General features: G+C 43.7%; 12 protein-coding genes. 6 read left to right on the forward strand and 6 right to left on the reverse strand.

What is annotated here, in order from left to right:
• The first annotated feature begins 25 nt into the window (after positions 1 to 25).
• Positions 26 to 1,303, forward strand: coding sequence for a malic enzyme-like NAD(P)-binding protein (locus tag ACXJY6_RS13685; protein WP_458768661.1), 1,278 nt, complete (start codon positions 26 to 28; stop codon positions 1,301 to 1,303).
• Positions 1,304 to 1,361: 58 nt separating this feature from the next.
• Here ACXJY6_RS13685 and rluF read toward each other — a convergent pair whose 3' ends face one another.
• Positions 1,362 to 2,321, reverse strand: a complete 960-nt coding sequence (gene rluF / locus ACXJY6_RS13690; RefSeq protein WP_458768662.1) for a 23S rRNA pseudouridine(2604) synthase RluF — start codon at positions 2,319 to 2,321, stop codon at positions 1,362 to 1,364.
• Between the two features lie 170 nt (positions 2,322 to 2,491).
• Positions 2,492 to 2,941, reverse strand: a complete 450-nt coding sequence (locus ACXJY6_RS13695) for a DUF1499 domain-containing protein (protein ID WP_458768663.1) — start codon at positions 2,939 to 2,941, stop codon at positions 2,492 to 2,494.
• A 126-nt stretch (positions 2,942 to 3,067) separates the two neighbouring features.
• Between ACXJY6_RS13695 and ACXJY6_RS13700 the strand changes: the two genes are divergently transcribed.
• Positions 3,068 to 3,505 carry a MarR family winged helix-turn-helix transcriptional regulator gene (locus tag ACXJY6_RS13700; RefSeq protein ID WP_456051602.1) on the forward strand — a complete coding sequence of 146 codons (438 nt, stop codon included), beginning with the start codon at positions 3,068 to 3,070 and terminating at the stop codon, positions 3,503 to 3,505.
• Positions 3,506 to 3,589: 84 nt separating this feature from the next.
• Here the strand turns inward: ACXJY6_RS13700 and metJ are convergent, their stop codons facing one another.
• Positions 3,590 to 3,913, reverse strand: a complete 324-nt coding sequence (gene metJ / locus ACXJY6_RS13705; protein ID WP_456051601.1) for a met regulon transcriptional regulator MetJ — start codon at positions 3,911 to 3,913, stop codon at positions 3,590 to 3,592.
• Positions 3,914 to 4,202: 289 nt separating this feature from the next.
• Between metJ and ACXJY6_RS13710 the strand changes: the two genes are divergently transcribed.
• The 3 genes from ACXJY6_RS13710 (at position 4,203) to metF (ending at position 8,885) form a co-directional block, all read left to right on the forward strand.
• A complete protein-coding gene (locus ACXJY6_RS13710; RefSeq protein WP_456051600.1) occupies positions 4,203 to 5,369 on the forward strand; it encodes an O-succinylhomoserine (thiol)-lyase in 1,167 nt (388 codons plus the stop codon).
• Positions 5,369 to 7,774, forward strand: a complete 2,406-nt coding sequence (locus ACXJY6_RS13715) for a bifunctional aspartate kinase/homoserine dehydrogenase II (protein ID WP_458768664.1) — start codon at positions 5,369 to 5,371, stop codon at positions 7,772 to 7,774. The genes ACXJY6_RS13710 and ACXJY6_RS13715 overlap by 1 nt, the downstream gene beginning before the upstream one ends.
• Before the next feature lie 220 nt (positions 7,775 to 7,994).
• Complete coding sequence (gene metF / locus ACXJY6_RS13720; RefSeq protein WP_456051598.1) at positions 7,995 to 8,885, forward strand: methylenetetrahydrofolate reductase; 891 nt, start codon at positions 7,995 to 7,997, stop codon at positions 8,883 to 8,885.
• Between the two features lie 96 nt (positions 8,886 to 8,981).
• Here the strand turns inward: metF and zapB are convergent, their stop codons facing one another.
• Positions 8,982 to 9,224, reverse strand: a complete 243-nt coding sequence (gene zapB / locus ACXJY6_RS13725; RefSeq protein ID WP_456051597.1) for a cell division protein ZapB — start codon at positions 9,222 to 9,224, stop codon at positions 8,982 to 8,984.
• Positions 9,225 to 9,503: 279 nt separating this feature from the next.
• Between zapB and glpX the strand changes: the two genes are divergently transcribed.
• Positions 9,504 to 10,511 carry a class II fructose-bisphosphatase gene (glpX, locus tag ACXJY6_RS13730; RefSeq protein ID WP_458768665.1) on the forward strand — a complete coding sequence of 336 codons (1,008 nt, stop codon included), beginning with the start codon at positions 9,504 to 9,506 and terminating at the stop codon, positions 10,509 to 10,511.
• 90 nt (positions 10,512 to 10,601) lie between these two features.
• Here glpX and pfkA read toward each other — a convergent pair whose 3' ends face one another.
• Both pfkA and fieF read right to left on the reverse strand, forming a co-directional pair.
• A complete protein-coding gene (gene pfkA, locus ACXJY6_RS13735) occupies positions 10,602 to 11,564 on the reverse strand; it encodes a 6-phosphofructokinase (RefSeq protein ID WP_458768666.1) in 963 nt (320 codons plus the stop codon).
• A 252-nt stretch (positions 11,565 to 11,816) separates the two neighbouring features.
• On the reverse strand, positions 11,817 to 12,734 hold the full coding sequence (gene fieF / locus ACXJY6_RS13740) for a CDF family cation-efflux transporter FieF (RefSeq protein WP_456051594.1): 918 nt from the start codon (positions 12,732 to 12,734) through the stop codon (positions 11,817 to 11,819).
• Between the last annotated feature and the right edge of the window lie 27 nt (positions 12,735 to 12,761).

Genomic DNA, 12,761 nt, shown 5'->3' on the forward strand with positions numbered 1-12,761 from the left:
TACCGAATAATTAGGACCCACACACATGTCCGAAGACCAAAACCAAGAACTATCAGCGGAAGAAGCCTTTCGCCAACAAGCCCTCGATTATCATGCCCAGCCAACACCGGGCAAAATTGAAATAGCGCTGACAACGCCAGCCGATTCGGCAAGCGATTTGTCACTAGCATACAGCCCAGGTGTCGCGGAACCCGTGCGTGAAATAGCACAGAACCCAGATAACGTCTTTAAATATACAGCAAAGGGCAACACTGTCGCGGTCATTTCAAACGGGACAGCAATACTTGGTTTAGGTAATTTAGGGCCAATGGCATCGAAGCCAGTAATGGAAGGTAAAGCTCTATTATTTAAACGCTTTGCCAACATTGACTCTATTGATATTGAAGTTAAGCACCGTACGATTGATGAATTTATCGATACGGTTGCCAACATCGCAGATACTTTCGGTGGTATCAACCTAGAAGACATCAAAGCCCCTGAATGTTTTGAAATTGAACGTCAATTAATTAATCGTTGTGATGTACCAGTCTTCCATGACGACCAACACGGTACTGCAATTATTACAGCAGCAGGAATGCTTAACGCGATCGAACTACAAGGTAAAGACCTAAAAGACTGTATCATTGTCTGCCTTGGTGCTGGTGCCGCTGCAACCGCATGTATGGAGCTACTGATTAAATGTGGCGCAATGCGTGAAAAAATCTACATGCTCGATCGCAAAGGTGTGATTCATACTCGCCGTGAAGAACTCAATGAATATAAGGCACAGTTTGCCAATAATACCGACAAACGCACGTTGGAAGATGCGATTACCAATGCTGACTTATTCCTCGGCGTATCGGGACCAAACCTGATTTCTGTAGAAGAATTAAAGTTGATGGCACCAAACCCTGTGGTCTTTGCCTGTTCCAACCCTGATCCAGAAATCAAGCCAGAGCTGGCGCACACCGCCCGCAAAGATTTGATTATGGGCACAGGTCGCTCCGACTATCCGAACCAAGTAAACAACGTCCTTTGCTTCCCATTCATTTTCCGCGGTGCGCTTGATGTTCGTGCCAAAGAGATCAATACAGAAATGAAGCTTGCGGCAGTTGAAGCAATTCGTAGTATTGCCAAAGAACCGGTACCAGCAGAAGTGCTTGCCGCAGCAGGTGTCGATAAGTTGGAATTTGGACCTGACTACATTATTCCAAAACCAATGGACCCTCGCTTGCTTTCACGAGTATCGAAAGCGGTTGCTCAAGCGGCGGTTGATTCTGGTGTTGCTCGTATTGGGATGCCTGAAAACTATATGGAAGACTAAACAAACCTCTTTGTTTAATCTTATGCGTAATAAAATGCCGACATTGTGTCGGCATTTTTTATTTCTTCAACTTTAGCGTGCCTTTTACACTTGGCTTGCTGGTGTTTGGTTTTCGTCCGCGCCCTGAAGTGGTGTCATCGCGCTTCGAATGAGATGTTTTTTTACCACTAGCGCCACGGCCTTGTGATTTCCCACTTCGTCCAAATGGCGCCTCTGAATTTACGCGGCGATTAGGCTTTGGTTTTGCTTTAGCAACAGGGCGAGTCGTGGTTTGACTTTCAACTTGAGAGGCTTCTTCAGTACCACTTGAGTTTTCGCACATCGCCAGAATTTGCGTCACTTCCTGTTCACTAAGGTAACGCCATTTTCCATTGGGAATACCGTCTAAGGTAATGTTCATAATTCGCACTCGGCGAAGCTTAAACACATCATACCCTAACGTTTCACACATCCGGCGAATCTGGCGGTTTAAACCCTGTGTTAACACAATACGAAACGAAAATTTACCTTCCTGAGTGACCTTACATGGCAAGGTCACAGTATCAAGAATCGCAACGCCTTCACTCATTTTTCGAATAAAGTCCTGAGTAATCGGCTTGTCTACTCGTACTACATACTCTTTCTCATGCTGATTCCCCGCGCGAAGGATTTTATTAACGATATCACCGTCATTAGTCAGAAAAATCAAACCATCGGAAGGTTTATCTAAACGGCCAATAGGAAAAATACGCTCGCGGTGCCGAACAAAATCGACGATATTTCCTTGAACATCACGCTCAGTGGTACAGGTAATGCCAACAGGTTTATTCAAGGCAATGTAAATTGGTTTGCGTTTGGCTCTTAATGGTTTGCCATTGACGACAACATCATCCGCATCGGTTACTTTTAGTCCCATTTCTGCCACCAAACCATTCACCTTCACTTTACCATCGGCAATCAGACGGTCGGCCTCACGACGAGAACAAATTCCGGTTTCGCTGATGTATTTATTGAGACGTTTTTCGGTGGTGTCGGACATGAATTCCTCGAATTTCGAGCTAAGTGGTAAGCAACCCGAGAGGAAGTGTGTAAAAAACCAAACGAGCAAGGCAACTCGCGCAGTTTACTTGATTATGAATAGGGACAAAAGCCATTGGTTTAATTTGTTTCGATTAAATTAAACCAATGAAATTCAGTCGTGCCTTTCGCTTATTTTTCTGCGTACAGTGCGGCGAGCGCTTCATAACGTTTACGGTTTAAGCCCATATCTGAATACCCTGCTCGGCTTGCAGAACGAAAATGCACAACACCGTTTGCTTCATCAATCCAAAACTCAACATCGTCACGATACTTCATCAGATCGGTAGTAAAAATAACATACAGGTAAGTGTCACTTTCTTCTTCAATCTCCGCTTTACCATATTCGCTTACCGCCTGTTTTAAGGCTTCCATCGTCGCACTTGTCGACGCTTTTACCGGGAGTGGTGCCACTTTTTTGTCTTCGGTTTCAGCTTGAGTTGAGACATTATTCGGCTTGCTACTTAGCGGTGTAAATTGACCATTTTTGACACCTAATTCAGGAGTTTGATTATTTTGATAGTAAATTCGACCAAAATTTATGGCAATAAATGCGGCAATGACGATCAGAATAGTAGTCATGATTTTGTTCCCTTTCATCGGTATCTCTAATAAATAATTACTTTGTGCACAAAATAATGCGCTTTGTAGTTTGACATGTCAATGCTTTGCGCACAAAATAGTTTCAGCTAAACAATAGGACACTTCATGAACACGCCAAAAGAGTTAAAACTCGATAACCAAATTTGCCATTCGCTTTACTCTGCGAACAATGCATTGATCCGAGCATATCGCCCTTTGTTAGACAAATTGGATCTCACCTACCCGCAGTATCTCGTTATGCTGGCATTGTGGGAGGAGGATGGTGTCATCATTAAACGCCTAGTGGAACGTACTCGCCTAGATGCTGGAACTCTCACGCCAATCATAAAACGATTAGAAACCAAACTTTTGATTGAAAAAGTAAAGTCCGAGCAAGACTCGAGACAAACGATATTGAAAGTATCAAAAAATGGTAGGAGCTTACAGCAACAGGCCGCAAGTGTTCCCAAAGAATTGGCTTGCCAGATTAATATGCCAATAGAAGAGGCATTGGAATTAAAAGCACTTACTGAGCGGTTGTATCAAAAATTAAGTTCACAATAATTAAATACACAATAAAAAACACCCATAACATCGATAGCTTGGGTGTTTTAAAAAATGTGGTTTTAAATTTCAGGCTTTATTGAATCAGAACTCTTCGTCGTACGCTTCAAACGAAATGCCCATTTCAGTCATTAAAGCTTTTGCTTCAACAGGTATATCATCGGGGCGATCTTTACGCAAATCCTCGTCGGTTGGTAGAGGTTGCCCGGTATAAGCATGAAGGAAAGCTTCGCACAATAGTTCACTGTTGGTCGCATGACGCAAGTTATTTACTTGGCGGCGAGTACGTTCATCGGTCAATACTTTGAGTACTTTCAAAGGGATAGAAACCGTAATCTTCTTTACTTGCTCATTCTTTTTACCATGTTCAGCGTATGGACTAATATAGTCTCCATTCCACTCGGCCATACCACACCCTCTTTGCCAATAATTCTGATTCAAAAATTGAGGTTAATTCTAGCGTTTCTTACTGCTATAAGCAAAGACATACAGACGTCTAGAAGTGTTGACGTCCGAATTGATTGTTATTAAAATAGCCATAAGTACCGTTTTGATAAACAGTCGATCCAAGCAATCGTTAAACGGTATAAAAATTTATCTTTAATGCCACTGCAACTTGTGATCAGAAAAGGTAAAATATTGCCCTCAACCCGCCACCTCGGCGGTGACGTTCTCATGTCAAAAGGAAGGAATTATTATGGCACCTCGTAAGCCCGCGACAATTGCGGTTCGCACTGGCATCGAATCCGATTCGCAATATCATGCGGTTGTCCCACCGATTTATCTCACAACCAATTATGGTTTTCCTGCATTCGGTGAAGTGCCTAAATATGATTATACTCGTTCGGGCAACCCTAATCGTGGCTTATTGGAAACAGCTTTAGCCGATCTAGAAGGTGGAGAAGGCGCGATTGTCACCAATTGTGGAACCTCGGCAATCAACTTATGGGCCTCAGCATTTCTAAGTCCTGGCGATCTTATTGTCGCACCTCATGATTGTTATGGTGGCACCTACCGCTTATTCAATTCTCGTGCGAACAAAGGGGATTTCAAGGTTGAATTTGTCGACCAATGTGATGATCAAGCCGTAGCAGACGCCATGGCGAAACAGCCAAAACTCGTCCTATTAGAAACACCATCGAATCCACTGCTTCGTGTCGTTGATATAGAGAAAATTTGCAAGCAAGCAAAAGCCGTTGGTGCATTAGTTGCGGTTGATAACACGTTTTTATCACCGATTTTTCAACAACCACTTTCACTCGGTGCCGATTTTGTTATTCATTCCACGTCCAAATTCATTAATGGTCACTCTGATGTCATTGGTGGGGTTGTCATTTGTAAATCGAAGCAAGATGCCGAAGATCTTGCATGGTGGGGAAATTGCTTAGGTTCAACCGGAACACCATTTGACAGCTACATGACACTACGTGGCGTGCGCACCCTTGGTTCAAGAATGCGCAGCCATGAAGAAGGCGCGGCTAAAGTACTCAGCTATTTACTCGAGCAGCCACAAATTAGCGAAATTTATCACCCGAGCTTACCCGATCATCCAGGTCACGAGATCGCAAAAAAACAGCAAGCAGGATTTGGCTCAATGTTGAGCTTTGAATTTGGTGGAAGTTATGAAGAGTTACAACAATTCGTTGGCGAACTTAAGCTTTTCTCTCTCGCTGAATCACTTGGCGGTGTTGAAAGCTTGATTTGTCATCCAGCAACAATGACACACCGAGCAATGGGCGAAGAAGCGCTTGCAACGGCGGGGGTATCTCTTCAACTGTTGCGTTTGTCCATTGGTTTAGAAGACGCTGACGATTTGATTGCCGATCTCGATCGAGCCTTTGCCGTGGTCGAGGAGAACCGTTAATGCTTTCTGCACGTCATTTGCACAAATTTGGCGGCAGCAGTTTGGCCGATCCAGACTGTTATCGCCGAGTGGCAACCTTGCTAAAAGAACACTCAAAAAGTCACGATTTAATCGTCGTATCTGCTGCAGGAAAAACCACCAATCAATTGATTAAATTTGTAGAGCTTGTTTCCTCAGACAATGAAGAAGCGCACCAACAACTGAACGGTGTAAAAAAGTTCCAATTAGATCTGATCAACGACTTGCTTGACCAAGAGCATGCGCCGAAATTAACGGCGCAATTGCTTGATGAAATCGATGCACTATACAGCCTTATAGACGCGTCTACGCCATTTGAGCGCGCGACCGTCCTTGCTCATGGTGAAGTTTGGTCATCTCGTTTATTGGCAGCACTACTGAATCAACAAGAGATGCCAGCGTGCGCCCAAGATTCACGCAACTTCTTACGCGCACCTAATGTCGCTCAACCAGAAGTGGATCGCGCCAAGTCATATCCATTGCTCAAAGAGATTCTGGTTCAACACGCACATCAGCGCATCATTTTTACCGGTTTCATTGCCCAAGACGAACTCGGCACTACGGTATTATTAGGACGTAATGGTTCTGACTATTCAGCTACTATTATTGGAGCCCTTGCTGAGGTTGACCGAGTCACGATCTGGAGTGATGTCGCGGGTGTCTATAGTGCAGACCCTCGCATTGTCGATGACGCATGCTTACTACCTTTGTTGCGCCTTGACGAAGCAAGTGAATTAGCACGACTCGCGGCTCCAGTTCTTCACAGCCGTACATTGCAGCCAGTCTCCCAAAGCGCAATTGACCTCCATTTACGTTGCAGCTACTCACCTGAATCCGGATCGACTCATATCGAACGCGTATTGGCCTCCGGACGTGGCGCAAAAATCATTACTTCACTAAAAGAGGTGATGATCATCGATCTAGCATTTCCACACGGTCACGACTTTGAACGCTTAAAACACAATGTTATCGAGCAACTGAAACGTGCCCAGCTAATGCCTTTAGCTATGGAGTGTCAAGTCGACCAATCTCGCTTACGTTTGGCTTATACTGCCGAGATTGCAGCTGAAGCTCTTCATTATTTACAAGATATCGCGATCGAAGCTGAAACAATTCTGCGTGAAGGCTATACCATGATCGCAGCAGTAGGCGCTGGGGTAACCAAAAATCCAAATCATTGTTTTGGCTTCTATCAGCAACTCAACACTGCCCCGATAGAGTTCTTTGCAGAATCTGGGTTTAGTTTAGTCGCGATCATGCGTCGAACTGACCTTGCACCACTGGTCAAATCAATTCACGCTCAATTATTTCAAGCGCAAAAGCGAGTCGCTCTCGCACTGTGTGGAAAAGGGAACATTGGCTCAAATTGGTTGGCGTTGTTCTCACAACAAAAACAAGAGCTTGAAAAACGTCACGGTATGAATTTCGAACTGGTCGCCGTATCTGCAAGCAAAGGCTATTGGTTCGATCACACAGGAATTGATGCTGCAAAAGCCATTGCCAGTTTTGCCGAACATTCTATCGCACATAATGGCTTAGAATGGCTTCAGCGTTTGGGGAGTATCAAAGGTTACGACGAAGTCATTGTTCTCGATGTCACGGCAAGCAAAGAGTTGTCCGCGCACTATGCTCAGATAGCAGAACAAGGAATCCATCTGATTTCAGCCAATAAAATCGCAGGTTCAGCATCGAGTGAAAACTACTACCACGTAAAAGAGGCATTTGAAAAAATTGGCCGTCACTGGTTCTACAACGCAACAGTTGGTGCAGGGCTTCCAATTAATCATACGTTACGTGATTTGCGCGAAAGTGGAGATAGCATCGTTGCGCTTTCTGGTATTTTCTCTGGAACATTATCTTGGTTATTCCAGCAATACGATGGTTCTATTCCATTTAGCCAATTGGTTGAACTGGCGTGGCAACAGGGATTAACCGAACCAGACCCTCGTAATGACCTCGATGGTTCCGATGTGATGCGTAAATTAGTAATCCTTACTCGTGAGTCTGGACTCAATATTGAGCCTGAATCGGTAAGCGTTGAGTCTTTAGTACCGGACGAGTTGCGCTCTTTATCCTTAGATGACTTCTTAGATAATGCTGAGATACTTGATCAGCAGCTATCATCACGATTAGAAGAAGCACAGCAAGAAGGTCAAGTATTGCGCTATGTTGCTCGGCTAGAGAAAACAGGAGAAGCAACTGTAGGGATCGAAGCCTTGCCGCAAGAGCATGCTCTCGCCAACCTTTTGCCTTGTGATAATATCTTTGCGATTGAAAGTAAATGGTATAAAGACAATCCATTAATTATCCAAGGTCCAGGAGCAGGAAGAGACGTAACAGCAGGCGCAATTCAATCAGATATCAATCGCTTAGCAAGTCTATTATAATCCTTTCAACTTCCAATACAGTGCTAGTTTAGCGCTGTATTGGAGAAGCTGTCGCTCATGTGAAAAATGCTCATTTCTATCATGAATATAATTCATGTTTTGATTATTGACATTAAATTCATTTCAAGACATTCTTTGGACATATAGACGTCTAAATATATGCATGAGTTAGACAATACACGTATAACGCAGGGTGAGTGCACCCAACCGGAGAATCGACATGGTATATTCACACGCAAGTCACATTGATGCTTTAAACCGAAATATCACCGAAGTATCAGACATTAATGTGTCATTTGAGTTTTTTCCACCAAGCTCTGAGCAAATGGAAGAGACATTGTGGAACTCTGTCCACCGTCTAAAAACACTGAAGCCAGAATTCGTTTCTGTGACTTATGGTGCCAACTCTGGTGAGCGTAATCGTACTCACTCCATCATCAAAGAAATTAAAGATCAAACCGGCTTAGTCGCTGCACCTCATTTAACCTGCATCGATGCCTCACGTGATGAATTAATTCAAATTGCAGATGATTACTGGAATAACGGTATTGAAAGTATTGTTGCTCTGCGTGGTGATATTCCACCGGGTGGCGGCAAACCTGATATGTATGCTTCAGATTTAGTTGAACTGCTTAAAGCGAAACATGATTTCGATATTTCGGTTGCTGCATTCCCTGAAGTTCACCCAGAAGCGAAAAGTGCTCAAGCGGATCTATTTAACTTAAAGCGCAAGGTTGATGCAGGAGCAAACCGTGCGATTACTCAGTTTTTCTTTGACGTAGAAAGCTATCTACGTTTTAGAGATCGTTGTGTCACTGCAGGCATTGATGTTGAGATCGTGCCAGGCATCTTACCGGTGACTAACTTTAAACAAGCCTCAAGTTTTGCAGCACAGAACCAAGTAAAAGTACCAAGCTGGATGGCAAAACAGTTTGAAGGCTTGGATGACGATCCATTAACTCGTCAATTAGTTGGTGCGAGTCAAGCGATTGATATGATTCGTGTCCTATCACGTGAAGGGGTTAAAGATTTCCACTTCTACACATTAAACCGTGCAGAGATGACCTATGCCCTATGTCATACTCTAGGTGTTCGCCCACAAGGCGCATAAACGCTCAGACAACAGCACTTATATAAAAACAAAGGCCGATGAATCTATTCATCGGCCTTTGTTTTACAGTCACAGCTGTTCAAAATAGTACGACGATTATTCTACGTCATCCATTTTGCCAAGTAGTGTGCGAATGCGCTCTTGCCACTGAGCATGCTCTTGCTCAACTTGTTGAACTTTCTGCTCTAGCGCTGCACGGCCAGAATTTAACTCTGCCGCTTCAGTTTGCAATGTTTGCTTTGCTTCTTTTAGTTCTTCAACTTCCATCTGAAGCAATGCAATCGTATCTACAGCAGTTTGAATTTTTGCTTCTAGTTTTTCTAACACTTCAAAAGACATGCTTATTCCCTTTTTCTAATTCATCAATGTGAACGCATTTTCACTCAATCGCCTCATTCTACTCAGCCAACGCACGAGACACACGCGCTATATTGAAAAAATGATACCATTCGCTTAAAAATTCAACGTATTTTACACGATGTTGACCTACCTACTGTTTGCTCTCCCTTTTATTCCATAGATCTTTGATTAAATACAATTGTACGCGGACAAATTCACCGACGATTAACTCGTGTTATGCTAAAATTTGCCACAACGTTTAGGTTTATTGGAGTCAACATGAAGCGCGATTTAGCGATGTCCTTTTCACGCGTCACCGAAGGCGCAGCATTAGCTGGATACAAATGGTTAGGCCGTGGTGATAAAAACGCCGCCGATGGTGCCGCAGTCGAAGTAATGCGTAGTCTACTTAACAAGACCGAAATCGAAGGCGAAATCGTCATCGGCGAAGGTGAAATTGACGATGCACCAATGCTCTTTATCGGCGAAAAAGTCGGACTAGGTGGTGATGCTGTCGATATTGCGGTTGACCCAATTGAAGGAACTCGTATGACCGCGATGGGACAGTCAAATGCCTTAGCTGTTCTTGCCGCTGCGGAAAAAGGCAGTTTTCTAAAAGCACCCGATATGTACATGGAAAAGTTGGTGGTTGGTCCTGGAGCAAAAGGCTGTATCGACCTAGAGAAACCACTTACCGAGAACCTAACAACGGTAGCTCAAGCTCTCGGGAAATCACTCCAAGAACTGGTTGTCATTACATTAGCCAAACCGCGTCACGATGAAACCATTGCTGCAATGCAAGAGATGGGTGTAAGAGTCTTCGCAGTGCCAGACGGTGATGTTGCCGCGTCGATTTTAACCTGTATGCCCGACAGTGAAGTCGACATGATGTATTGCATTGGTGGCGCACCTGAAGGAGTTATTTCAGCCGCAGTTATCCGTGCACTGGATGGCGATATGCAAGGTCGCTTACTTCCTCGCCATGAAGTTAAAGAAGATAATGCCGAAAACCGTAAGCACGGTGAACTTGAACTTCAGCGCTGTGCCGAAATGGGAGTTGAAGCAAGAAAAGTACTGCATATGGAAGATATGGTAAGCAGTGACAATGTTATCTTTTCTGCCACCGGTATTACCAAAGGTGATTTACTGGAAGGAATAACACGTAAAGGCAATATCGCGACAACAGAAACACTGCTGATTCGAGGACGCTGCCGTACCATTCGCCGTGTTAAATCGATTCATTATCTAGATCGTAAAGACAGTGAAGAGCGCGAAATCATTCTCTGAGTAATGGCCGATTTAAACTCTAATTAAAAAAGACCGCTAAAAAGCGGTCTTTTTAATATCAGATTCTTTCTTCTATATAGAACAAGAAGATTAAAACAAGTCTTCCGCGACTTTGAATAGGTCGTGACGTATAGGGCGTCTCATATGCTCGATCGCATCAATAATATCGTGGTGAACCAATTCATCTTTTTGAATTCCCACGCAACGACCACCTTCACCAGCAAGCAAAAGGTCGACAGCGTAATTACCCATACGGGAAGCAAGTACACGGTCAAATGCCGTTGGGCGACCACCACGTTGAATATGCCCTAGAACCGTAGCACGAGTCTCTCGGCCAGTTGCTTTTTCAATCGCATCCGCCAATTCAGTCGAATCCATCATTAGTTCGGTTAACGCAATGATGGCGTGCTTCTTACCTTTTGCGATACCGTCTTGGATATTTGAAATTAACTCATCCATATCAAGGCCGGTTTCTGGGGTAATCACATACTCACACCCACCCGCAATAGCTGCCATCAAAGTCAGGTCACCACAATGACGCCCCATGATCTCAACAATTGAAATACGCTGGTGAGAAGATGATGTATCGCGTAGACGATCAATAGCATCAATAACTGTATTTAATGCTGTTAAGTAACCAATTGTATAATCAGTTCCGGCAATGTCGTTATCAATCGTGCCCGGTAATCCGATACATGGATAGCCCATTTCTGTTAGCTTTTTAGCTCCCATGTAAGACCCATCACCACCTACAACAACAAGCGCTTCGATGCCATGTTTTTGTAAGTTTTCGATTGCGACTTGGCGAATGGATTCTTCTTTAAATTCAGGAAAACGCGCTGAACCAAGGAACGTACCGCCACGGTTAATGATGTCAGATACACTAGAACGATCGAGCTTCTCAATGCGATCTTCGTAAAGTCCCAAATAACCATCGTAAACGCCATAGACTTCCAGGTCCTGACTTAGTGCGGTACGTACGACACCACGTACCGCAGCATTCATTCCAGGAGCATCGCCGCCGCTGGTTAATATCCCGATTTTCTTAATCATGCTCACCCTCGATTTTGGGAAACCCAAAAAAAATAATAATTTTTTATCTACTCGTTGGTTGCAAACGAGTGGAGAACTATCCTGTTCATTCGCGTATGTTACCTTGCTAGAGCAGAATTTCCACTCTTATTTCGCATCGATGAATAAGTTCTCAATTTGGAACGAAGTATGGCAATATTATAGTAGGTTTTTGTTGATTCATATCAGAAATCGGGGCTATTTCTGATAAAAAAGACAATGAGCAGAACTTAATTAAGCTTTTGGCTCATTAAGTTCAACAGCTCTTTCGGGGCCCAAAATAACTGAATAAGGGTCGTGATGCACCAAGACATCAGAACTTGGGAAGCGTTCTAGGAGTAAATTTTCTACTTCTTCGGAAATATCATGCGCTTCAATTAACGGCATATCGTCGTCGAGCTCTAAATGCATTTGAATAAACCGAACAGGGCCTGATAATCGAGTTCTTAAATCATGAACACCAAGAACTTTATCTACGGATAAGCAAATTTGACGAATCTCCGCTATCTCCTCATCTGGCAGTTTTTTATCAAGCAGTACATTAACCGCTTCTTTAGCCATATCATAAGCGCTATAGAGGATATAAATACCAATCCCCATGGCAAAAACCGCATCAGCTTGACCAATTCCTACCCAGCTTAAACAAAGTGCAACCATGATAGCTGCATTCATATAGAGGTCAGTCTGGTAATGCAAAGAGTCTGCAGCTATCGCCTGACTACCGGTTTGTTTAACGACCTTCTTTTGAAATATAACTAACCCACCAGTCAAAAGTATGGCAATCATACTTACGCCAACACCGAACTCAGGTGAGGTTAACTCCTGGGGGCGAAAAAATCGTTCAACACCATTCAACATCAAGAAAACGGCGGAACCAGAAATAAACATAGCTTGAGCTAACGCGGCGATAGACTCTGCCTTACCATGTCCAAAAGCATGCTCACGATCAGCAGGTTGTAATGAATAGCGTACGACAATTAAATTGACCACTGATGCGGCGATATCAAGCATAGAGTCAACTAAAGAAGCGAGCATACTTACTGACCCTGTAAACCACCAAGCCACTACTTTTATAATCAATAGCAAAGAGGCAACCACCGTGGCTGTCCATGCCGCCAATGTCACCAAACGACCGTATTCATTCTGATTCATTTTTGAATTCCTTTTATATTTCGAACC

The organism is Vibrio phycocola, from assembly GCF_054404255.1.